This is a genomic window from Pleomorphochaeta naphthae, assembly GCF_055396005.1.
In genome coordinates this window covers 634995-658013 of record NZ_AP042457.1, presented here as the reverse complement: position 1 = coordinate 658013, position 23019 = coordinate 634995, and the positions used below count along the sequence as shown (strand labels likewise).

General features: G+C 29.9%; 18 protein-coding genes and 3 tRNA genes. 4 read left to right on the top strand and 17 right to left on the bottom strand.

Annotated features, from left to right (window positions below):
* The first annotated feature begins 222 nt into the window (after window positions 1-222).
* On the top strand, window positions 223-1392 hold the full coding sequence (locus tag ACZ5SO_RS03040) for an aminopeptidase (RefSeq protein ID WP_464626698.1): 1170 nt from the start codon (window positions 223-225) through the stop codon (window positions 1390-1392).
* A gap of 199 nt (window positions 1393-1591) precedes the next feature.
* Here ACZ5SO_RS03040 and ACZ5SO_RS03035 read toward each other — a convergent pair whose 3' ends face one another.
* The 7 genes from ACZ5SO_RS03035 to ACZ5SO_RS03005 form a co-directional block, all read right to left on the bottom strand.
* Window positions 1592-2353, bottom strand: coding sequence for a type III pantothenate kinase (locus ACZ5SO_RS03035; RefSeq protein WP_464626697.1), 762 nt, complete (start codon window positions 2351-2353; stop codon window positions 1592-1594).
* A gap of 12 nt (window positions 2354-2365) precedes the next feature.
* Window positions 2366-4009: an ABC-F family ATP-binding cassette domain-containing protein gene (locus tag ACZ5SO_RS03030; RefSeq protein WP_464626696.1), complete on the bottom strand. Its 1644-nt coding sequence runs from the start codon at window positions 4007-4009 to the stop codon at window positions 2366-2368.
* Window positions 4010-4078: 69 nt separating this feature from the next.
* Window positions 4079-4150: transfer RNA gene (locus tag ACZ5SO_RS03025), tRNA-Glu, on the bottom strand.
* 6 nt (window positions 4151-4156) lie between these two features.
* A tRNA-Gln gene (locus tag ACZ5SO_RS03020) sits at window positions 4157-4227 on the bottom strand.
* A 111-nt stretch (window positions 4228-4338) separates the two neighbouring features.
* Entirely contained in the window at window positions 4339-4869 is a 531-nt protein-coding gene (locus tag ACZ5SO_RS03015; RefSeq protein WP_464626695.1) for an adenine phosphoribosyltransferase, read from the bottom strand.
* A gap of 10 nt (window positions 4870-4879) precedes the next feature.
* Window positions 4880-5893 (bottom strand): tRNA (adenosine(37)-N6)-threonylcarbamoyltransferase complex transferase subunit TsaD, encoded by a 1014-nt coding sequence (tsaD, locus tag ACZ5SO_RS03010; RefSeq protein ID WP_464626693.1) that lies wholly within the window; start codon window positions 5891-5893, stop codon window positions 4880-4882.
* Between the two features lie 11 nt (window positions 5894-5904).
* The gene (locus tag ACZ5SO_RS03005) at window positions 5905-6204 is read right to left on the bottom strand and encodes a hypothetical protein (RefSeq protein WP_464626692.1); all 300 of its coding nucleotides are present in this window, start codon (window positions 6202-6204) and stop codon (window positions 5905-5907) included.
* Between the two features lie 134 nt (window positions 6205-6338).
* Between ACZ5SO_RS03005 and ACZ5SO_RS03000 the strand changes: the two genes are divergently transcribed.
* Window positions 6339-6410 (top strand) — tRNA-Thr (locus ACZ5SO_RS03000).
* Between the two features lie 159 nt (window positions 6411-6569).
* Here ACZ5SO_RS03000 and ppdK read toward each other — a convergent pair.
* From ppdK to ACZ5SO_RS02985, 3 genes are all read right to left on the bottom strand, one after another.
* Window positions 6570-9272 (bottom strand): pyruvate, phosphate dikinase, encoded by a 2703-nt coding sequence (gene ppdK / locus ACZ5SO_RS02995; RefSeq protein ID WP_464626691.1) that lies wholly within the window; start codon window positions 9270-9272, stop codon window positions 6570-6572.
* Between the two features lie 301 nt (window positions 9273-9573).
* Window positions 9574-10446 (bottom strand): sigma-70 family RNA polymerase sigma factor, encoded by an 873-nt coding sequence (locus tag ACZ5SO_RS02990; RefSeq protein ID WP_464626690.1) that lies wholly within the window; start codon window positions 10444-10446, stop codon window positions 9574-9576.
* A 228-nt stretch (window positions 10447-10674) separates the two neighbouring features.
* Entirely contained in the window at window positions 10675-11115 is a 441-nt protein-coding gene (locus ACZ5SO_RS02985; protein WP_464626689.1) for a hypothetical protein, read from the bottom strand.
* 186 nt (window positions 11116-11301) lie between these two features.
* Here ACZ5SO_RS02985 and ACZ5SO_RS02980 point away from each other — a divergent pair, with 186 nt between their 5' ends.
* On the top strand, window positions 11302-11568 hold the full coding sequence (locus tag ACZ5SO_RS02980) for a co-chaperone GroES (RefSeq protein ID WP_464626688.1): 267 nt from the start codon (window positions 11302-11304) through the stop codon (window positions 11566-11568).
* Window positions 11569-11644: 76 nt separating this feature from the next.
* Here the strand turns inward: ACZ5SO_RS02980 and ACZ5SO_RS02975 are convergent, their stop codons facing one another.
* From ACZ5SO_RS02975 to ACZ5SO_RS02945, 7 genes are all read right to left on the bottom strand, one after another.
* Window positions 11645-13795, bottom strand: coding sequence for an ATP-dependent DNA helicase (locus tag ACZ5SO_RS02975; protein ID WP_464626686.1), 2151 nt, complete (start codon window positions 13793-13795; stop codon window positions 11645-11647).
* Window positions 13792-15150 (bottom strand): sigma-54-dependent transcriptional regulator, encoded by a 1359-nt coding sequence (locus ACZ5SO_RS02970; protein ID WP_464626684.1) that lies wholly within the window; start codon window positions 15148-15150, stop codon window positions 13792-13794. Before ACZ5SO_RS02970 ends, ACZ5SO_RS02975 begins: the two co-directional genes overlap by 4 nt.
* Window positions 15143-16327, bottom strand: a complete 1185-nt coding sequence (locus ACZ5SO_RS02965) for a sensor histidine kinase (protein WP_464626683.1) — start codon at window positions 16325-16327, stop codon at window positions 15143-15145. The genes ACZ5SO_RS02970 and ACZ5SO_RS02965 overlap by 8 nt, the downstream gene beginning before the upstream one ends.
* Window positions 16320-17510, bottom strand: coding sequence for a hypothetical protein (locus ACZ5SO_RS02960; RefSeq protein WP_464626681.1), 1191 nt, complete (start codon window positions 17508-17510; stop codon window positions 16320-16322). Before ACZ5SO_RS02960 ends, ACZ5SO_RS02965 begins: the two co-directional genes overlap by 8 nt.
* Window positions 17503-18012, bottom strand: coding sequence for a CvpA family protein (locus ACZ5SO_RS02955; protein WP_464626679.1), 510 nt, complete (start codon window positions 18010-18012; stop codon window positions 17503-17505). Before ACZ5SO_RS02955 ends, ACZ5SO_RS02960 begins: the two co-directional genes overlap by 8 nt.
* 20 nt (window positions 18013-18032) lie before the next feature.
* Complete coding sequence (locus tag ACZ5SO_RS02950) at window positions 18033-19157, bottom strand: UDP-N-acetylglucosamine--N-acetylmuramyl-(pentapeptide) pyrophosphoryl-undecaprenol N-acetylglucosamine transferase (protein ID WP_464626678.1); 1125 nt, start codon at window positions 19155-19157, stop codon at window positions 18033-18035.
* Window positions 19158-19309: 152 nt separating this feature from the next.
* Complete coding sequence (locus tag ACZ5SO_RS02945; RefSeq protein WP_464626676.1) at window positions 19310-19864, bottom strand: lipocalin family protein; 555 nt, start codon at window positions 19862-19864, stop codon at window positions 19310-19312.
* Window positions 19865-20198: 334 nt separating this feature from the next.
* Here ACZ5SO_RS02945 and secA point away from each other — a divergent pair, with 334 nt between their 5' ends.
* A complete protein-coding gene (gene secA / locus ACZ5SO_RS02940) occupies window positions 20199-22976 on the top strand; it encodes a preprotein translocase subunit SecA (RefSeq protein WP_464626675.1) in 2778 nt (925 codons plus the stop codon).
* Window positions 22977-23019: the final 43 nt, after the last annotated feature.

Sequence of the window (23019 nt, the reverse complement as noted above, 5' to 3'; positions counted from 1 at the left end):
CACATTAAAAGCACAAATTTCATATATTTGTGAATTTTAATTGTCCAATTAGTATTATTTATTGATATGTTCAATATCATTCACGCCCATACAATAACACTCAAATAAACTTTATTCAAGGGTTTAGAATATTTTTTTATCGATAAATTTTCTTTTCTCTTTTTTTATTATATTTAAGCATAACATCTGCACTATTTTTTGCTTTTTTGCTATAGTACAATCATGACAAATTTCGATTTACAATTTTTTAAATTAATTTGCTTTGGCCAATTAAATTTAAGTAAAGGTGATTCCCTTTCAATTAACACAGAGGAATCAACATATGGTTTTACCTTAAACCTAGCTAAGTTCGCAACTAACATTACAAATTTACCTGTAACTATTGTTGTGACAGAAAAAGGTAAAGTTACTCAAACAGTTCCAGTTGATCCAGAATTATTAGATATACAAAGGCCTGAGATCAAATCACAATTAATGTGTAGAATATTAGATTTAGATAAATTCTTATATGAAAGTGAAAAAGATCCTCATGAAATTATAAACAGTGTTGTAGAAATTAGCGAATATGGTGTTTTAAGTGAACCAATTGATTTAAAGAGAAGAATTGCACTCCCTTGGACTGTAGTACCTTACCCTTCTAAAACATTTGTTGAAAAAGCATTTTCACCATTAGAAGATAATGAAGTTTATGCTTATTTTGCAAAACTCCTGCGTTTAGATCACTCCAACATGCTCCAATATTGGGCTAACCAATCAGGGTTGCTAGATTACAGAGTAAAAGAATTAAATTCTTTAAAAGATAATAAGCTTCAAATTAAGAGTAGAAGATCAAAATTGGAGTGTGAATTAATAGAAGATTCTATCTGGGCATCAAACTATATAACTTTAAAAAATAATAGAAGCTTTTTTAACTTCCTTCCTTCTCAAAATGTGCACAATAATATTAAAAGAGATAGTACTAATGCACATATCGAAGCAACAAGAGATTTTTACCTTTTTGGACAAATAATTAAAAATGCAACTTTTAATATTAAAGATGGAAAAGTTATCTCATATAATGCAACTGAAGGGAAAAAAGCACTTGATGCTTTCTTCAAGTCTGATAAAAATGCAAATGTTGTTTCTTCTATTTCTCTTTGCGATGAAGAAACTATTGAAGCTAAATATATTAATAAAAGCGCTCACCCCCTATACTCTCTAGAAAATTCAACCTCTATTGTTTTAGGTGGCGCTATGCAAGATTCTCTTTTAGATATTGATGAAGAAGCTGATTTGGACTTACTTAAAGTAAACCAATCTTTAGTTAAGTTAGCAATTCCTATTGGAGATGAATTTACTAATATTTCTATTGGAGAATCTAATATTATTAAAGAAGGCAGTTTTTCAATTTAAGATTCGATTAATTACAAATTAAACACCACTTGGTATTCCTTTGACTAATACCAATGGTGTTTTTTATTTATTGTTATATGCTTGTTATATAATTTATACTAGATTTAATATTTAAATAATTCAAAAAATCAGTATTTAAATATCATATCAATAAAATATAATTATAAAGTTATATAAAAACGATACTGAAAAGACTTATTTAATTCAATGAAGCAATGTATAACAAGCCATTTAGAGTATGCTCATTAATTACTTCGTCTATTCTTCCAATTAATGGAGAAATTGTCGAGGAAAGTCCGCCTGTAGCAATTACGTATAAATTGGTATCTAATTCTTTTTCAGTTCTAAGTATCATAGACTCAACTAATCCTGAATAACCAAACATTATTCCAGATCTTATAGAAGTATCTGAAGTTCTACCCATTGCTTTAACAGGAGCTTTCAATTGTACTTGAGGCAATTGAGCTGTACTACCAAATAAAGCATTTACCGCTGTTATCAAACCTGGGGTAATTGCTACACCTTCAACTTCGCCTTTTTTATTTACACAACTCATAGTCAAGGCTGTTCCAAAATCAATCACCATAACATCTTTATTAGGATATAAATGATGTGCTTGGGCTAAATTACAAAGTAAATCGCTTCCCAATTGTAGAGGAATACTTTCTTTCACAAGGCCCGTATTTAGATCATGATTAATCATTATGGGCTCAATACCAAATAACCTAGTTACATTCTTCTGTAAGGCCCTATTTAAATTAGGCACTACAGAAGAAATTACGGCTTTATCAATCACGTATTCATTTGAATCAAAATTATTTAATAGAGATTCTAAAAGAACAAAATACTCATCACTTGTTTTATGTACATCTGTGTGGATTCGCCAAATATTAATCCATGATTTTCCATCATGAACTGCCAATACTATATTAGTATTTCCAATATCCACAGCAAATAACATAAAAACTCCTAATTAAATTGAAAGATTGTGATGATTTTGTCCAGCATATAATTGATCTCTTAATTCTTTAACACCTTCATCAACTAGGTATTCATCGAATGGCATCATTCTATCAATTATTCCACCTGGTGTAAATTCAATAATTCGATTTGCTATTGTATTTACAAATTGATGGTCATGTGAATTAAATAGTATCACTCCAGTAAAATCAATCAAACCATTGTTCAAAGCTGTAATTGATTCAAGATCTAAGTGAGAAGTTGGTTCATCAAATATTAAACAGTTTGCTTGTTCAAGCATCATTTTTGATAATACACAACGCACTTTTTCTCCACCAGAGAGAACAGTACAATCTTTTAAGGCTTCATCTCCACTAAATAACATTCTTCCTAAGAAAGATCTTATATAAGTATCATCTTTTAAATCTGGTGAATATTGTCTAAGCCAATCTGTAATACTTACATGCTCTGAAAAGAATTTTGTATTATCTTTAGGGAAATAGGATTGGCTTGTTGTAACTCCCCATTTATATGATCCTTCATCTGGCTCAATGTTTCCGCTTAGAATTTCAAAAAGAAGTGTTTTAGCTTGGTGATTTGGACCAACAAAGGCAATTTTATCCCCTTTATTTACTACTAAATTAAGATTATCTAAAACCTTAACACCATCTACACTCTTCGTTAGACCTTCTATTTCAACTATATTATTTCCTAATTCCCTAATTGGTTTAAAAGCTACATATGGAAATCTTCTAGAAGATGGTTTAATATCATCAATAGTTAATTTTTCAATTAATTTTTTTCTACTAGTTGCTTGCTTTGCCTTTGAAGCGTTTGAACTAAAGCGTTGGATAAAGTCTTTTAATTCAGAAATCTTATCTTCTCTTCTTTTCTTATCATCTTTCATTTGTTTTGCAACTAATTGACTTGATTGATACCAGAAGTCATAGTTACCAACATAAAGTTGAATTTTAGAATAGTCAATATCTGCAATATGAGTACAAACGCTGTTTAAAAAGTGTCTGTCGTGGCTTACTACGATAACAGTATTATCAAAATTTTCTAAGAAATTTTCTAGCCAATTAATTGATTCTAAGTCTAAGTGGTTAGTAGGTTCGTCCAATAATAAAATGTCTGGAGAACCAAATAATGCTTGAGCTAGTAATACTCTAACTTTCATGCTATCTTCAATTTCAGCCATCTTCTTATCATGGTATTCTGTAGAAATACCTAGACCATCAAGCATTTGACCAACTTCAGCTTCAGCTTCCCAGCCACCAAGTTCTGCAAATTCATTTTCCAAATCCGCAGCTCTAATGCCGTCTTCTTCAGTGAAGTCTTCTTTCTCATAGATAGCTTCTCTTTCTTTCATTATTTGATAAAGCTTATCATATCCTCTGATAACGGTTTCCATAACAGTAAAATCCTGGAAAGCATAATGATCCTGTCTTAACATGGTCATTCTCTCCCCTGGAGTTATAATTACTTCACCGGTATCTTGTTCAATTTCTCCGGCTAAAATCTTTAAAAAAGTCGATTTACCGGCACCATTTGCACCTATAATACCGTAACAATTACCTGGGGTAAACTTAATATTAACATCTTTAAATAATACTTGTGTACCATAAGATAATGAAATGTTCGAAGCTGTTATCATTAATATATTCCTTATAAATATAGTCTATCAAAAAAAAAGCAACCTGTCTTTAGGCTGCCTAACAGTAAATAGTCCCTAGGGGAATCGAACCCCTATTTAAAGACTGAGAATCTTTCGTCCTAACCGTTAGACGAAGGGACCAGACAACTGGGATAGAGGGATTTGAACCCCCAAAAGCAGAACCAGAATCTGCTGTGTTACCATTACACTATATCCCAAAACACACTAGTGGAAAATATACAAATTAAGACAAATATTGTCAATCAGTATATCTATAAGAAATATAGTTTAACGAATATCATTTTTAAAATATCCCATTTATTTTATAATCATTCACCTTCATATGTTAATAAAACATCGACTTCATGATCTTTTAATAATTCTTGATAACCCAAGAAAGGCAATCCTATTACGCCACCAATGGCTTCAACAGTTGCTCCATTCTCTTCGATAATTGCTCTTGCAGCTTCTAAAGTTCCGCCTGTTGCAACTAAATCATCAATTAATAATACTTTTTCACCTTTTTTGACATCAACATGCTGAATACAAATTGTATCAACACCATATTCTAGTGAGAAGTCTTTTTCATAAGTTTTTCCAGGTAGTTTTCCTTTTTTTCTAGCTAATACTAATGGTAAGCCCATTTTTATTGCTAAAGGACTAGCAAAAACAAAGCCACGTGCTTCAAGACAAACAATACTATCAATATCCCTATCTTTATATAACTCATAGAATGAATCTATACAATAATTAAAAGCTTTAGGATTAGCCAAAATTCCAGTGATATCATAAAATAAAATACCTTCTCGTGGAAAATCTTTTACCTTTCTTATTGCTGAATCTAAATCAAATCTCTCCATTAATTACTCCCTACTGATTGTTTTTAAAAGCACTCACTCTCGCACTTGCACTTATATCAAAATTATCCCTATAACCATCCCTTAAATAATTATAAGCTAAACCTGCTATCATTGCACCATTATCTGTACAAAGTTTTAATGATGGAAATGTAACAGTATATCCACCTTTTTCAAGATTCTTTAACTCAGAGCGAAGTAAACTATTAGCTGCTACTCCACCACCTGCAGAAACTCTTTTTAAACCTGTATTTTTTAAAGCTAATTTTATTCGCTTCATTAAAATTCCAACCGCAGCTCTTTGAAAACTAGCAGCTATATTTTCATTATTTATTTCACTTTTTTTATCATGAAATTTTTCCAATTGATTGATAACTGCTGTCTTTAAACCTGAATAGGAAACATCATATTCATGACCAGCTGATAAGGATGGACCTGGAAATAAAAAGGCTTTAGAATCACCTTTTTTACTTAGCCTATCAATTACTACACCACCAGGATATCCAAGGCCATAGTGTTTTGCAACTTTGTCAAAAGCCTCACCTATTGCATCATCAATTGTAGTTCCTAGTACCTCAACTTCACTATAACTATTAACTTTACAAATTACAGTATGTCCACCTGAAACTAATACTCCAAGATATGGGTATTCTTGTGGATTTTCAATTTGTGAGGCATATAAATGTGCCCTTATATGATCTATAGTAATAAATGGTATATCTAAAGTAGCAGCTAAGCCCTTAGCGAAATTAACTCCTACTAAAAGAGAGCCAAGTAGCCCAGGTCTATTAGTTACTGCTATAGCATCTAATTGATCTTTTGTTATATTTGCTTGTAATAAGGCTGCATTTACAACTTGATCTATCCACTCAGTATGCAACCTACTAGCCAATTCAGGAACAACTCCTTCATATGGCTTGTGTAATTCTATTTGTGTCGCAACTACGTTGCTTAATACTTTTGAACCATCTTGAACAACTGCAGCACTACATTCATCACAAGAGGTTTCTATTCCTAAAATATTCATAAATTAAATTACTATTCCTTATTCTTTTTAACTTTTAATTTGGAAACCATTTGCAGAAATTCACTAACATTAGATATGGAAGATCCCTTTGTTAATGCCTCTATACTTGCTCTTTGTTGTAAGTCTGAAATGCTATTACCACGTTCAAGTAAAGAAGGATACAATTCCATAAAAAAATCTGCTACTTCAGGGTCCCAAGTTTCAGCAATAACTGGCCTTTGATCAACCATTGAATCAAATTCAAATGCATAACTATCATTTCTCAAAGGAAATTTAACTGTTTTTAATGTTTTATTTTGCTTGTTTACCATACCGGCTTAGCTTACAGTTTTTAACTATATGGGTCAAGATTTAGATTACTTTATTCTAAACAAATTGATTAGATTGAAATATTATAAAAAAACAGTTGAAATAAATACTTATTATATTGTATCTTTTCAGTATTGCCGGAGTAGCTCAGGGGTAGAGCAACGCTCTCGTAAAGCGTGGGTCAAGGGTTCAATTCCCTCCTCCGGCTAAAATATATATCCTTAGATTTATTGTTCTTCTAATATTTTATAAAAACAACATAAAATCATTAATTATAATTTAAATATATTAAAGGACTAACCCAAGAAGAGTTAGTCCTTAATTTTTAAATAAATTTTTGATGTTTTAGTAAAACATTTTCCTAAATTTATCTATTGTTAATAGCAGCTTGAGCTGCAGCTAAACGAGCAATTGGTACTCTAAATGGTGAACAAGAAACATAGTTTAATCCAATTTTTTGACAGAAATCAATTGTTTTTGGATCTCCACCATGCTCTCCACAGATTCCTAACTTAATAGTAGGTCTAACTGATCTACCTAATTTGCTTGCCATTTGAACTAGTTTTCCAACACCGTCAATATCGATAGTTGCAAATGGATCATAATCATAGAATTGTTTATCTGTATCATTTACATAATGATTTAAGAATGAAGCAGCATCATCTCTTGAGAAACCACATGTCATTTGAGTTAGGTCATTTGTACCGAAACTAAAGAATTCAGCTTCTCGAGCAATTTCATCTGCAGTAACTGCTGCACGAGGAACTTCAATCATTGTTCCAAGTTTATAATCAATTCTCATACCTGTTTCTTTAAAGATAGTTTCAATTTCTTCTGTTGCATGTTTTTTACAAAAGAGGAATTCTTTATAATTTCCAACTAAAGGAATCATGATTTCAGGATGTACTTCTATATTCTTTTTAGTTACATTAATTGCAGCTTCAGTTATAGCTCTTACTTGCATTCTTAAAATTTCCGGATACACAATAGCTAATCTACATCCTCTAAATCCTAGCATAGGATTAAATTCATGAAGGTCAGTTATTTTTTGTGCAATAGTTTCTACAGAAATTCCTAAATCTAATGCCAATTCATGACGGGAAGTATGGTCATTTGGTAAAAACTCATGTAATGGTGGGTCTAAAAGTCTTACTGTAGCAGGACGGCCATCTAATTGGGTGAAAATATTCTCAAAATCTTCTCTTTGCATTGGTAACAATTCATTTAGAGCTGTCTCTCTTTCAATTAAATTGTCTGCAAGTATCATTTTTCTAATTGATTTAATTCTTTCACTTCCAAAGAACATATGCTCAGTTCTACATAGCCCAATTCCTTCAGCACCTAAAGATACTGCTCTTTTTACATCTTGAGGAGTATCAGCATTAGTTCTAACACCTAGTTGTTTAATTTCATTAACATAGCCCATGAAAGTTTTATAATTTTCAAATAGTCTAGAATCTTCTTCTTTCATTGTACCATCTAAGACTTGAACAATTTCACTTGGTTTTACAGCGATTTTAACGCCATATACTGCACCTGTAAAACCGTCTATTGAAAGATAGTCGCCTTCTTTAAATTCTAAGTCTCCAACTTTCATTGTTTTCTTTTTTTCGTTAACAGAAATTGAACTAACGCCAGAAACACAAGGACAACCCATACCACGAGCAACTACTGCAGCGTGAGATGTCATTCCGCCTCTAGATGTTACAACACCTTTAGCAACTGCCATTCCTTGAATATCTTCAGGAGAAGTTTCAGTTCTAACTAGAATTACGCTTTTACCTGTTTTAGCAACTTCTACAGCTTTATCTGCTGTAAAATAGATATGACCACAAGCTCCACCTGGAGATGCATTTAAGCCTTGAGCAATAGCTTTTATATTATTATCAGCTATGACTTTATTATCTAATACAGGAGCAAATAACTTATTAAATTCATTAGCAGGAACTCTTGAAACAGCAGTTTCTTTGTCAATTAAACCTTCTTCTACCATTTCTACTTGAGATCTTAACCAACTAAAAATGGTTCTTTTACCATTTCTTGTTTGAAGCATATAAAGTTTACCTTCTTGAATTGTAAACTCTAAGTCTTGCATATCATGATAATGGTTTTCTAAAATAGATCTAATTTCGACTAATTGTTCATAAACTTTTGGATTTACTTTTTTCAAGGTGTTAATTGGTTGAGGAGTTCTAATTCCAGCTACAACATCTTCACCTTGTGCGTTCATTAAATATTCACCGTAGAATTTATTTTCACCTGTTGAAGGATCTCTTGTAAATGCAACTCCAGTACCGGAAGTCTCTCCCATGTTTCCAAATACCATAGTTTGGACATTTACAGCTGTTCCTAGTAAACCTCTAATATCGTTCATCTGACGATATTTAATTGCTCTTTCATTGTTCCAAGAATTAAAAACAGCAATTATTGCTTTGAAAAGTTGCTCTTTTGGATCAGTTGGAAATTCTTCATTTGTATATCTCTTATATACTAATAAATATCTATTAATTACTTCTTTTAAATCTTCAACATTTAAATCTGTATCATAAACTTTATCAGTTTCATCTTTTACACTTTGTAGAGCTGATTCAAATTCATGATGAGGGACGTTCATTACAACATCGCCAAACATTTGAATAAATCTTCTATAACTGTCCCAAGCAAATCTCTCATTACCTGATTTTTTAATTAAGGCATTAACTGAATCTAAATTTAAACCTAGGTTTAATACTGTATCCATCATACCTGGCATTGATTGAGCAGCACCAGAGCGAACAGATACTAATAAGGGATTGGTTGTATCACCTAATTTTGCACCCATAGTTTTCTCTAGTTTTTCTAAAGTTTCTAAAACTTCATCTTCTAGATGTTTTGGCAATTGCCCATTGTGAGTATTAAAATATTCACAAGCTGCAGTACTTATTGTAAACCCGGGAGGCACTGGCAATCCTATTGATGTCATCTCAGCTAAATTAGCTCCTTTACCACCGAGTAATTCTTTCATTGAAGCAGTTCCTTCTGCTTTCCCGTCACCAAAGAAATATACATATTTCTCTTTGTTAGGTTTCATACTTTCCTCCAAAAAAATTATATGAATAACATAGCCTATAAAGAGTAGGTTATTCATAATTATCTGTCAATGAACTTTGGTGACTTATAATAACAAACTAATTAAAAAATTTCATGAAAAAATAGCATTTTTAGCTATAATAAAACTAGATATTTTTTTATCAATTATTTTAAATATTTTTAACTTTATATTTATATAGTATTTTTATGTTATACTAAATTTTTCTTTAATTTATAACAAAGAAAAGGGCAATCACATTTTATGCGATTGCCCTAATGTCGTTAGTAAATTCTATATTTATTTAAGCGCTATAGCTTTCTAGGCTTTTATAAATTTCGGTATTATGAAGTTTTTGAATTGCTCTCTTTTCAATCTGTCTAATTCTCTCTTTTGTTAAATTATAAATTTCACCAATTTCTTTTAAACTCATTTGATATTTATTATTCAATCCAAATCTATGTTCAATTATATCTTTCTCTTTTTCACTTAACTGGTTCAATGCTTCGTTTATATCTTCTTTTAATAAGGTTTCCATAACTTGTTGATCAGGTGTTGCAAAATCAGATTCAATGTAATCGCCAATATTACTTGTCTCATTATCTTTAAAAACAGGTGCATCCAAACTAACCATGTCTTTTGATACTGAAACTAATGTTTTAACTATTTCCTTATCTAAATTAGTTGCTTCAGCTAGCATTTCTACAGTTGGTTCTTCACCATTTTGATGCATTAATGTTTTTTGGGCTTTTTGAATTTGTAATAATTCGTTAGATCTGTTTAATGGCAATCTAACTGCCCTACTTTTCTCATTTATTGCTTTCATTATTGATTGTCTTATCCACCAAACTGCATAAGATATAAAGTGATATCCTTTATCTACATCATATTTCTCTAAAGCTGTTATTAATCCAATGTTGCCTTCATCAATTAAATCAGCAAGTGGTAATCCTTGATTTTGGTACTTCTTTGCTATTTTAACTACAAAGCGGAGGTTAGATTCAATCATCTTATTTCTTGCTCTTAAGTCACCTTTTTTTATTTTTTTAAATAATTCAACTTCTTCTTCATGACTGATCAATGGTAATTTGTTTAATTCTTTCATATACATTGAGAGAACTGTTGAGTCCTCATTAGAAAATTCTTCATTATTTAGCATATTCGTTTTGTTCTTCATAAACCATTTCCTCCAGGTTGTATATTGTAATGCAATATCTGTGCCAAAATAAAAAAGCTTAAATTATAGCTTATTTTAAAGGTTTTTTGTTTTTCTAATTAGAAAGAAAATAAAAAAACAGGTCAAAATGACCCGTAAATAAAAAATACACTAAATAATGTTACATTTTGACACACTGGAATGTTTCTTGGGGAATTTGAGTAGCTTTTTGCCCCAAATTAATCCTTTTTAAGCAAAAATAGAGTCTTCAAACATCATCCAAGGAAAATCTATTTCGACTGTTTTATAGAAAGATCTTTTATTTTCATCTAAAATTTTAAAAGGACTATTTTCAATTTCTGCTTTTATATGTTTAAAAGTGTCTTCTATTAAATCAAAAATCATATCCCCTTCACTAAGGGCTACTTTAATTTTCTTTTTACCTAATAAATATATGATAAATTGAATTTTGAAAAATTCTAGAAAATCATCATCTAAAGATTCTAATTCAATATTTCTTAACAAAAATGTATCACAAAAGCAATCGAGGCCCTTCACTAAATCTTTTTTATCTAAAAATGACTTAGCTAATTTAAAAAAGGTGTCAGCTAATAATAATTGGGAAGATTTAGAGTTAAAATAAAAATTAACAACATCTCTTCGGTGTACTAATTTGTTGGAATCTTCCATGTTTTTCTCCTCTATTGATTTCATACAAAAGATAATTAAAAAGGATGTAAAAGGCAAATATTTTTAAAATGATTTTTTTCTTTATTTTATATTGCCTCTTGCATTTTATATTGTTATATTTAGTAACGTGCAAAGAACATTCACCTTTGCATTACTAATTTAGTACAGTTCAAGGAGATTATAAAAATGACAGTAAAACCTTTAGGTGACAGAATTTTAGTAAAAATGGACGAAGTTAAAGCACAAACTGCAAGTGGTTTATACATTCCACAATCTGCACAGGAAAAAACTCAAATTGCATCAGTTATTGCTGTTGGGGATGATAAAGATGCCATTACAGTTAAAGTCGGAGATAAAATTTTACATGACAAATATGCTGGAACCCAAATTAAAATTGATGGTGAAGAACTTTTAATTATTAATATGAGTGATGTTCTAGCTGTAGTAGAATAAAAAAATTGAACAAAAAGCATTAACTAATAATAAAAGCTATTTAGTAAAACTTTTACTAGATAGCTTTTATTATGTTTTATCTACTACTATATAAAAAGTCTTCTATCTTTTCACACACACTTGAGCTCAAGGTTTCTGGGTGATAACAATTTGGCAAAGCTCTAAGCATATATTTTCCATAACTTTTTTGGCTAATTCTACTATCTAATAATAAAACTACTCCATAATCAGCTGTTGATCTCATCAATCTCCCAAAACCTTGTTTTAATTTCATTGTAGCTAAAGGTAAGGATAAATTAAAAAATCCACTTTCACCTCTCTTTTCAAAATCTATAGTTCTTGCTTTTGCTACTGGATGGGATGGAACTTGAAATGGCAATTTCACAATTATAACTAGCCTTAAAGTATTTCCTGGAGCATCAACGCCTTCCCAAAATGATGATAAAGCAAATAGAGTAGAATTATCATCTTTTTTAAATTGATTAATTAAGGCGTGTTTAGAAGAACTTCCTTGCATTAATAAATTTAAAGAAACTTCATTAAATTTGTCTTCTACTCTTTTATATACTTTTTTCATTACATCTCTAGATGTGAAAAGAACTAATGCACCACCGGAGGATGAGTAAACGCTATCAAAAATCATTTTGCTTATGTATGTTATATAATTTTCTTCTTCGTTTTCCTTCTTCTTTAATGCTTCTTTACTTGTATCTGTAGTATATTGTGGAGGAGGAAGTGCATCTTGAGGAGTTAATAAAAGCAATTTATTTTCATAATCAAATGGAGAATTAAATGATGCTTTTATAAATTTTCGTTTATCATCATATGGCAACCCTATTCTAGATGTCCAAAATTTAAAATCATCACTTAAATTTAAAGTTGCACTTGTTAATATTACTGTGCTCAATTCCTTGAAAATATTCTCTACCAACGACGGTGACACATCTAAAGGTGTAATTAAAGTAGAAATATCTACTACATTATTTCTCCGTCTATCTGCCTCAAACCAATGGATTTCATCTTCTTCCCAACTTTCGAAATTAATAAATAAACTTAATACGTTTATATTTCCCATTATCCTATTATGATTTGTCTCTACTTCTTTCTTTATCGCTAAAGTTGTATCATCAACATCAACTTGATTTAAAAACACTCTAATTAATTTTTCACACTCTAATGCTGTCTCAATTATTTGTTTTGCTCCATCGATAAAATTTTTTAATCTTTTTTCCTGTGATTTAACAACGTATACACTTTTGTAATTTTGCTTCTCAAAGGTTTTTAATAAATATTGACTCAATGAAGATACATAAACTTTTAACTCTTTATATTTCTTTATTAAATTTTGATGATCAAAGCCTTGAGTAGAGTATTTACCAAGTTTTTCTATGATATTCTTTCCTTCACCTTTTTTTGTGTTTGAAAGTAAGTTATCTATTCGCTTTAACACAAAATAATTACTATATTCCATAGAAAAAAATTCTGACGCTGTATCTTCAATATTATGAGCTTCATCAATTATTAATCTATTAAAGGAAGGTAGAATATTATCTTCATCATATCCTAAATTTGAATCTTTTCGACTTTTTGAATCAGTAAATAATAGGTGGTGATTACTAACTATTATCCTTGATTTTTGAAGTTTTATCTTACTTTTTTGGAAAAAACAATCTTTATGATATGGACATTTAAAATTTAAACATAATTCACTATCACTATTTATCTTATTTCTATCAAAAGGTAATTTCAAATGATATTCGGTTAATAAGCCTGTCTCTGTTTCTGATACCCATTTTTTAAAAAGTGCTTCTTTGCTATTTGGATCAACTAATAGAACTGGTGTTTTCGTTATTTCATCATTAAATCTTCTTAAACATAGATAATTACCCCGCCCAATTGCTAAACCGACTTTTATATCTAAATTTAGCATTTCCAAGATTGTTGGGATATCTTTTTTAAATAATTGATCTTGTAAATTTATTGTAGCTGTGGAAATGACAGTCCTCTCATCTCCATTTTCTATAGCATTATATATTGCTGGAACAAGGTATGCATAACTTTTACCAATGCCTGTCCCAGCTTCTATTATAGCTATCGAATCATTTTCATAAGCCTCTGATACAAGCTTTACCATCTCTATTTGACCTTCTCTAACTTCATAAAGAGGAAAGGCTTTTGAGAGAATTCCACCTTGCTCAAAAATATCTTCTATTTGTGTTTTTGTCATTCTTCTTCTTTATATTCTTCTAATTTTCGATGAAGTGTCTTTCTGCCAATTTTCAAAACTTCTGCTGTCTTACTCTTATTTCCTTTACAACTATTTAATGTTGAAAGTATTATTTGTTTTTCGGCTTCAGCTAGGCTCATTCCAACTTTTAAATTAACACTTTGCTCTTCTGTATTTTCTCTTACATGTGGAGGTAAATCATTTAGTTCTACAAAGTCCCCTCGGCATAATACAATTGCAGCTTCAACACAGTTTCTAAGCTCTCTAATATTTCCTGGCCAATCATATTTATATAAAGCTGCTTTTGCCTCAGAACTAAAACCTTTAACATTTGTATTATTTTCTTTATTAATTTGATCTAAAAAGGCTGTTAATAATAAAGGAATGTCTTCCTTTCTTTCCTTTAGTGGTGGAACTTCTACATGGACAACATTTAATCTGTAATATAAATCTTCCCTAAATGTTCCTTTTTCAATTTCTTTTAACAAATCTCGGTTAGTTGCTGTAACTATTCTAACATCAACTGTTATTGTTTTTTCTCCACCTACTCTTTCAAATTGTCGCTCTTGTAATACTCTTAAAATTTTTATTTGTGTTGATAAATTTATTTCACCAATTTCATCTAAAAAGATTGTTCCTCCATTTGCTAATTCAAATCTACCTTTCTTAGTAGATATCGCTCCGGTAAAAGCACCTTTTTCATGTCCAAATAATTCACTCTCTAATAAGCTCTCACTCAAGGCTGCACAATGAACTTTTACAAATGGCCCATTTCTCCTATTTGAAATCTGATGAATAGCATCGGCTACTAGTTCTTTACCAACTCCACTCTCTCCTGTAACTAATACTGAAGCTTTTGTTGGCGCTACTTGATTGATTGTTTCAAGTAGTTTTTTGATTTTAGCACTATTTCCTATCATCTTCCCATAATTTTGAGAAGCTTTTAAAGCAGCTAATTCTTCTTTTATCTTTATATTTTCATCAACAAGATCTTTATGTTTTAAAGACTTCTTAACTAATAATAATAATCTATCTAAATCAACAGGCTTGGTGAAAAAATCAACCGCTCCATCTCTCATGGCATCAACTGCAGTTTCAATTGTTCCATGCCCAGTCAACATCACAACTGGAATATTAGGATAAGATGCAACAATTTTTTTCAAAAGCTCTTGTCCGCTCATTCCTTCCATTCTTAAATCAGTAATCACTAGATCAACATCATTTTTATTGATTAAATTCCATGCTACTTTACCACTCTCTGCTAATAAAACGTTATAGTCCTCTAGTTCAAGAGCGAGTCCTAATCCTTCACGAATATTTTTTTCATCATCACAAACTAATATTGTTTTACTCATCAAAAACTCCCCTAGAAACATCTAATGCTAATCTTTCACTATGAGGAACAGGTAGACTAATTATAAATTCGCTACCTTTTTTAAGTTCACTTTTAACTCTAATGTCACCTTTATGTTCTTTTATTACTTTATATACAACAGTTAAACCTAGGCCAGTTCCACTCGCCCTAGTTGTAAAGTATGGTTCAAAAATCTTATTTACTGTATTATTATCCATCCCTTTACCACTATCTTTTATACTAATTATAACCTCATCACCCATCAATTTAACTAGAACTCGAATTGTTCCTTTTTTTTCAATAGCATTCATTGCATTTTTAATAATATTCAATACAGCTTGTCTGAAAAGATTTGTATCTAATTCAACTTTAGGTGTACTCTTTATTTCCCGAATTAGTTGTATATTATTTTCTTTCAATTCAGGTTCTATAAAATCACAAATTTCTTTGATTGCTCTAGATACACTTGTGAGTTTTAACTGTGTATCCATAGGTCTTACAGCAAATAAGAAATCTACTACTATTGAATTTAAACGTTCTATTTCTTCAGATAAAACATTAATATATCTAGATGCATCATCAATGCTTAAAGTCTTCTTTTTTTCAAAGTTCTTAGTCAATAATTGTAAGTGTATACTCATAGCAGCAAGTGGATTTTTAATCTCATGAGCTACTCCAGCTGCCATTGTTGTCATACTAGCTAAATTTTCACTTCTTCTAAGCCTTGTTTCATTTCTTCTTCTAATTGTAATATCGTTAAAAACTAATAAAAATCCATCATCTTCTAACTCTTCAACTTCTGATAATTTTACTACGTTTAATAAAATTGTTCTAACATCTTCACCCCATTGATAATTAAATTCATTATCTTCTTCATTATAACCAATTTTATTTATTTCTGCATTTAAATATGCAATTACCATTGAATCTTGTACAATACTAAAAATACTTAAACCTTCATAATTATTCTTTCTAATTATTGGAGGTAAAGTTTTTGCTTCTTTATTTATATATACAACTCTTTTTCTACTATCTAAAAGAATAATCCCCTGAGATAAATTATCTAATACTTGCTCAAGGGTTGAAATATATGAGTCTTCTCTTTTTATCAATTGTTCTATTTGGTCTATATCTAATTGTTCAATCTTTTCTAATGCTCTTTTAACAAAATTATGCATTAATACTCTCCATCATCTTTCTATATACATTTTCGTACATATTTTTCTTTGGAAGATTAAAAACTCTTTGATTATTATATAAAAAACTAATACTTTGTACTATTTTCTTACAAGAGAGATTATCAAGTCTTCCATTAATAAATTCTCTATCAACTTTTTCAATTAATTGATGAAAAATAAAATCATCCTGGTTAGATGAATCTAAAACTTTTATAATTGAAGAAAGCTGAGTAGATGGTAATTCCCTCTTTTTAATAACTGAATCAACAATCAAGTTTAACGACTGATCTACTTCATCAACTTTAAAACCACTAGCACTTAAAAAGAATTTCTCTAATGTATCTATCTTTTGTTCTTCTACGTTAAAAGGTTTTAGTAACATGGCTTGGGTCTCTAAACTCAACGAAGGAAAATTAATCTTCCGAACTCTAGAGAGGATAGTTTTCATTATTCTTGAAGGATTACTACTTATTAAAATAAAATAAACATTTTCATTAGGTTCTTCAAGAATTTTTAACAAACTATTTCTAACACTATCATTACTTTTTTCAATAGCTTCTATTATTACTATTCTTGCTTTTTCGTTAACTAAAGTATTTGATAACCAAGTTTGAAGGGCTCTAACTCCATCAACACTTAATGCTGTAAGATTTTTATTGCTAACGGTAATTAAAGGTTTCATTTTTTGCCTTAAATCTTTTGCAAATCTCTGAGCTTCTCTAATCTTAAAATCTTCTTTTCTCTTATCAAATTCATTTATCATCTCACTCACTTCATAAGCAACATCAAAAAGCTTTTTAGCTTTGTCTGTGTATACTCCATTATGATATGAAAGTAAAAATATACGGATGGTTTCTATTAAATATTTTTTAGTGAATGCATTTCTATTTTTAACAAATTGAGCAAGTGCAACATCAATTCTATTTTCAAAATCTCTATTTGAAATTACAACTAAATTTTGCATCAAATAATTATCATAAGCTTTGCAAGAGGGACAATTACAATTATCACCCTTTTTGTCTGTAAAGCAGGATAGTGCTTTTGCAACTTCTATGGCGGCTGTCATTTTAGATGAGTATGGCTCACCACAAAAAAGAGAAGAATTACTAAATGTATTATTCTCAATAGATGACTTTAAGATATTAGCTATCTCTCTTTGAGATAGACTTAGTTTATTAAACATTCTTTAAAAAACCCTCTGCTACTGGTATTATTGAAGTAAAAATATTTTGAAAAAGATAAGAATCGTTTATTAAAGTAGTTAAATCGAAAACATTCTGATAACTTAAAAGCATTAAAATTACTGCACTAATTACAAAAATAAAAGCAACACCCCAAACAAAACCTAAAAAAGAATTTATTACTGATAATCCAACTCCCTCAAACACGGCTGAAAGCATATTTCCAAGCATCAAAGTAAGTGCATATCCAACTATGAAACAAAGCATGTAGCTAAATAAGGAATTTAATACTGGGGGTAAGCCAAATCTATCAAAAACATAGGTCATTGCTAATTCAGTAAACATCAATCCAACTATTAAGCCAACTAATACTGCAGCTTTAGAAGCAAAACTTTTAGCAAAACCTTCAAAAGCTCCAGCTATTCCAGCTATAAAAGCAACTGCTAATATAATTATATCTACTATATTTAAAACAACTGATCCAATGTTTAATGTTAAGTCCATATTATCCTCTCTCTTCTACTTTATTTTATCTCTTTTAAGGTGTTATATATTATTTTATTTGCTTCAACAATATTTACTTTTCGAAATTCGTTTTCTCTCTCTCTTATTGTTTTATTATTTAACAATTTTTTTATGGTGTCTATAAAATTCATATCTTTTTCTAAAACTTCAAGCAATTTCATATCTTTATAATACTTGGCATTTAAAACTTGTTCTCCCCTACTAGAAGAATTTCTAAGTGGAATTGCTAAAATATTTTTTTGAAAAAATATTTCTTCATTTAAAGTACTTGCTCCACAGCGGCTTATAACTAAATCACTTATCCTATATAAATACCCCATCTCATTTCCAATTGTTTTAACACAAATATAACCGCTTTTATCAACTTTCTTGAATGTCCTATTCCCCATTTGATGATAGATATTATAATCTCTTAATAAAATATCTAAATTTTTCTCTATTAGTTGATTTATCTCTAAAGCTCCTAAAGATCCTCCAACAACTAATAATATTTTCTTTTTAGGATTAAATTTCTTTTCTATCTCTTCAATAACTTTTATTATATCTTTGCTATATTTTAAACTTTTATCTTTTATTATCTTATTTCTATACTCTTGTATATCTAAATGTTTAAAATAAGTTAAACTAGACCTAATGGGATTTCCACTATATACAAAACGAGGATCTGCCTTCTCTTTATCTGTTAATGGAAATCCTTTAAATATTATATTAGCAACTTTTGAGTTTAATCTTGTAGCTAGTCCTAAAGAAATATCTGATTCATGGGTGACCACTTTTATATTTAACCTTTTTGCAGCATAAACTACTACAACTGATACATATCCACCTTTAGAAAAAATTAAATCAGGCTTTGTTTTCTTTAATATTCTTCTTGCTTGAAAATAGCCTATTATAACTTTAAAAATATCAACAAAGTTTTTTAGAGAAAAATATCTCCTAAGTTTTCCAGAACTTATTGAATAAAATAAAATATCTTTTTCTTCAACTGCTTGCCTATCAGAAGGCCTTTTAGTTCCTATCCAAATAGCTTGTAATGATTCATCCCTTTCTTTTATATAATCATAAATCGATAATGCAGGATAAATATGACCTAGAGTCCCGCCCCCTGTAAAAACTATCTTCATATTTTAAAAATATCATAGGTAAAAAAAATAAGCAATCAAAGAGTCAAATTGACACAATTTAAGTGCATAAAAAAATGCCTATAAAGTAGCTTTTATTACTTTTACTTTAAAGGCATAAATATTTTTTATTATTAAATTTATTCTCTAATCTGTTATTCTCTCTCTTTTTGTGGCACAAAGAATAATTTAGATAAATCATATCCCTGCTCTACAGCTATATTCTTCATAATCTCTAGAGTTTCTTGTGAAATTGTTGGCTCTCTTGATAAAAACCAAATGAATTTTCTACTATTATTTCCAACTAATGCCCATTCATAATTTTCTTCATCTAAACCAAATACTAAATAGTCAGAGGTAAATAGAGAAAAGAATTTTACTTTTAACGCACCAGGGATCATATCATCAGGTCTCCAAGCCACTGCCTTAACGGAGGTATATGAACCATCTAATCTTTTTTTAAAACCACTATTTACAACTTGTATTCTTCCATCTTCTCGAAGTGAATACTCAGCTGTTGCCCCATATATATTTTTTTCAAAACCACTTTGATAACGAGCAATTTCATACCATCTTCCTAAATACCTCTCTAAATCTAAAGACCCAACTGTTTCTAAAGGATCGTCTGCAAATTCATTTGTTGCACAACTTGAAAGGAATATTATACTTATCACTAACAATAAGGTTATTTTTATTTTGTTTTTTTTCATTAAAAACTCTCCTTGTGTAATTATTACATATAAGAAAGTTGAAAACAACAATGTTTTGATAGGAAACAAAATTAATTACATTTTTATTTTTATATTTTCATCTAAATTTTTTTATTTTAAGATTATATTAGTTAAAATAGTTAAAATTTTTACACAAATTAAGCTATTTATATATTACTTTGCTCTGTAATATTTACAATAAGCCTAAATATTATTATTTTTTAGACAATATTACCTAAATATATTAAAAAGCGTTAATGAAATACTCCTTTTCTTAAATTGCTTTTCAATGTATAATGTTGGATATAGCCAAAACAGATATTTGGAGAAATAAATGGCCAGATCAATTTTTAGAGCCCTTTTCGGGTCAAAACAGGACCGAGATGTAAAAGCTCTTATGCCTATAGTAAAAAAAGTAAATGAACAAGAAAGTTGGGCAAAATCTTTATCTCATGAAGACTTTTTAAATCAAACTAATGAATTTAAAAAACAAATCCAATCGAAAGAAAAAACTTTAGATGAGATATTACCACAAGCCTTTGCCCTCGCAAGAGAAGCAGCTTATAGGGTTTTAGGTCAAAGACATTATGATGTTCAAATCATGGGTGCAACTGTTCTTCATCAAGGTAAAATTCTTGAAATGAAAACTGGTGAAGGTAAAACTTTAACTTGTGTACCTGCAGCATATCTTAATGCTCTTGAAGGAAAAGGCGTTCATGTTGTAACTGTTAATGATTATTTAGCAGAACGTGATGCAAAATGGATGGCTCCGGTATTTAATTATCTAGGGTTATCTGTTGGTGTTATCATTTCATCTCTCGATAATGAATCTAGAAAGATTAATTATAGTAAAGATGTAACTTATGGTACTAACAACGAATTTGGTTTCGATTATCTTAGAGATAATATGAAATGGTCTCTAGAAGATAAAATCCAACCTAAACATCATTATTGTATTATTGACGAAATTGACTCAATTTTAATTGATGAAGCTAGAACACCTTTAATCATTAGTGGTCAAGCTGAAGATGATTCTGCTCAAGTAATCGGTGCACAAAAAATTGTTTCTTCTTTAGTTGAATGTGAAAAAGATCCAAAAACAGGTGATTATTATGAAATGGATCCTCTCGCTAGGTTCGATAAAAACTCTGAACCTTTCGATGAACATGGAGATTTTAAACTTGATGAAAAGAAGAAATCAGTTTCTTTCACTTCACAAGGTATGAATCACATTGAAGAACTTCTTCAAAAGTACCACATCATTTCAGGAAGCTTATATGAAGGTTCTAACTTTGAATATGTCCATTATGTAACTCAAGCTGTTAAGGCTGAAAAATTATTCAATAAAGAAGTTGACTACGTTGTACAAGATGGTCAGATTCAAATTGTTGATGAATTTACTGGTCGTATTCTTCACGGTAGACGATATAGTGATGGATTACACCAAGCTATCGAAGCAAAAGAAAAGATTAAGGTTTTAGGCCAAAATAAAACTCTTGCAACTATTACTTTCCAAAACTTCTTTAGAATGTATGATAAATTATCTGGTATGACAGGTACTGCTGAAACAGAAAGTACTGAGTTTATGAAAATCTATAATCTTGATGTTGTTGTTATTCCCACAAATAAACCAATTGCAAGAATAGATAGTCAAGACCAAATTTATTATAATGAAAAGTTTAAATTAGACGCTATTGTAAAAGAAATTAAAAGGGTTCATGAAACAGGACAACCTATACTTGTTGGTACTGTTTCAATTGAAATGAGTGAAATTATTTCAACTCTTTTAAGAAAAGTTGGAATTAAACATGAGGTTTTAAATGCTAAAAACCACGCAAGAGAAGCTTTAATCATTGAAGAAGCTGGTGCAATTGGAGCTGTTACAGTTGCAACTAACATGGCAGGTCGTGGTACTGATATTAAACTCGGTGGTAGCATCGAAAATATGGCTAGAAAAATTTGTGGTACCGAAGCTACTCCACAAGAATTAAATGAAGCTATCGAAAAAGTTAGACCTCAATGGCAAAAACAATATGAAAAAGTAAAAAGTCTTGGCGGTTTATACATCCTTGGAACAGAAAGACATGAATCTAGACGTATTGATAACCAATTACGTGGTAGAGCTGGTCGTCAAGGTGATCCAGGTTGTTCTAAATTCTTTGTCTCTTTAGATGATACTTTGATGAGATTATTTGCAAATGATAATCTAAAAAATATGCTCGGAAAAATCGGAATGAAAGATGGAGAACCTTTAGAACATAAAATGTTAACTGGTTCTATCGAAAGAGCACAAAGAAAAGTTGAAGAGAGAAACTTTGAAATAAGAAAACATTTGCTAGAATATGATGATGTTTTAAATGAACAGAGAAACTTCATTTATGAAAAACGTGATGAAATTTTAAGCAATCAGCATTTGCTTTATAAAGTTTTAGATATTAGCCATGAAATAATTGATAATATTGTAGACGATGCTTTTAGTAAAAAAGATGGAAAAGAAGTAGCTCAGATTATTTCAGATATGAAAAACGAACTTTTCTATGAGGTAAAGCCTACTGATATTTATCAAAACAAAAGTCAATGGAAAGAATATCTAAAAAAATGTATAGATGATGAAGTCAATGCTAAGGTTGAATTAGCTACTGAAAAACCTTTTAATGATTTCTTAAGATTCCATTATTTAAGACAAATAGATCTTAGATGGCAAGATCACTTATCAATGCTAGAAGAATTAAGAGAAGCGGTTGGACTGAGAACTTATGCCCAAAAGAATCCTTTAGTAGAATATAAATTAGAGGGTTTTGATATCTTTAATGACATGCTTTTCAATATTGATAAATTTATGGCTCAAACTTTAATTAGAGTTCAAATTAAAGAAAATACTGAAAGTTATCAAAAAAGACGTCCTACTAAAACTATTGAAAGGCACTCTAAAGCTGCTGCTTTCCAAGAACAAGCAAGTAATGCTGCCTCTCAAACTCGTTCTAATAGAAATAAAAATACTAATGATGCCCCAGTCACTATTAAAAGGAATACTCCAAAAATTGGACGTAATGATCCTTGTCCTTGTGGCTCTGGTAAGAAATATAAGAATTGTCACGGAAGACACGTTTAATAAATTTAATATTCTCTATAATTAAACCTCCAAATACTTAAAA

What these genes read in the sequence shown, in the direction of transcription:
- ACZ5SO_RS02970 (WP_464626684.1), bottom strand. Translation starts at nt 15,150, where the DNA reads ATGAGTAAAACAATATTAGTTTGTGATGATGAAAAAAATATTCGTGAA.
- ACZ5SO_RS02950 (WP_464626678.1), bottom strand. Translation starts at nt 19,157, where the DNA reads ATGAAGATAGTTTTTACAGGGGGCGGGACTCTAGGTCATATTTATCCT.
- ACZ5SO_RS02960 (WP_464626681.1), bottom strand. Translation starts at nt 17,510, where the DNA reads ATGTTTAATAAACTAAGTCTATCTCAAAGAGAGATAGCTAATATCTTA.
- ACZ5SO_RS03015 (WP_464626695.1), bottom strand. Translation starts at nt 4,869, where the DNA reads ATGGAGAGATTTGATTTAGATTCAGCAATAAGAAAGGTAAAAGATTTT.
- ACZ5SO_RS02945 (WP_464626676.1), bottom strand. Translation starts at nt 19,864, where the DNA reads ATGAAAAAAAACAAAATAAAAATAACCTTATTGTTAGTGATAAGTATA.
- ACZ5SO_RS02955 (WP_464626679.1), bottom strand. Translation starts at nt 18,012, where the DNA reads ATGGACTTAACATTAAACATTGGATCAGTTGTTTTAAATATAGTAGAT.
- ACZ5SO_RS03040 (WP_464626698.1), top strand. Translation starts at nt 223, where the DNA reads ATGACAAATTTCGATTTACAATTTTTTAAATTAATTTGCTTTGGCCAA.
- ACZ5SO_RS03005 (WP_464626692.1), bottom strand. Translation starts at nt 6,204, where the DNA reads ATGGTAAACAAGCAAAATAAAACATTAAAAACAGTTAAATTTCCTTTG.
- ACZ5SO_RS02980 (WP_464626688.1), top strand. Translation starts at nt 11,302, where the DNA reads ATGACAGTAAAACCTTTAGGTGACAGAATTTTAGTAAAAATGGACGAA.
- ppdK (WP_464626691.1), bottom strand. Translation starts at nt 9,272, where the DNA reads ATGAAACCTAACAAAGAGAAATATGTATATTTCTTTGGTGACGGGAAA.
- ACZ5SO_RS02985 (WP_464626689.1), bottom strand. Translation starts at nt 11,115, where the DNA reads ATGGAAGATTCCAACAAATTAGTACACCGAAGAGATGTTGTTAATTTT.
- secA (WP_464626675.1), top strand. Translation starts at nt 20,199, where the DNA reads ATGGCCAGATCAATTTTTAGAGCCCTTTTCGGGTCAAAACAGGACCGA.
- ACZ5SO_RS03035 (WP_464626697.1), bottom strand. Translation starts at nt 2,353, where the DNA reads ATGTTATTTGCTGTGGATATTGGAAATACTAATATAGTATTGGCAGTT.
- ACZ5SO_RS02975 (WP_464626686.1), bottom strand. Translation starts at nt 13,795, where the DNA reads ATGACAAAAACACAAATAGAAGATATTTTTGAGCAAGGTGGAATTCTC.
- tsaD (WP_464626693.1), bottom strand. Translation starts at nt 5,893, where the DNA reads ATGAATATTTTAGGAATAGAAACCTCTTGTGATGAATGTAGTGCTGCA.
- ACZ5SO_RS02990 (WP_464626690.1), bottom strand. Translation starts at nt 10,446, where the DNA reads ATGAAGAACAAAACGAATATGCTAAATAATGAAGAATTTTCTAATGAG.
- ACZ5SO_RS02965 (WP_464626683.1), bottom strand. Translation starts at nt 16,327, where the DNA reads ATGCATAATTTTGTTAAAAGAGCATTAGAAAAGATTGAACAATTAGAT.
- ACZ5SO_RS03030 (WP_464626696.1), bottom strand. Translation starts at nt 4,009, where the DNA reads ATGATAACAGCTTCGAACATTTCATTATCTTATGGTACACAAGTATTA.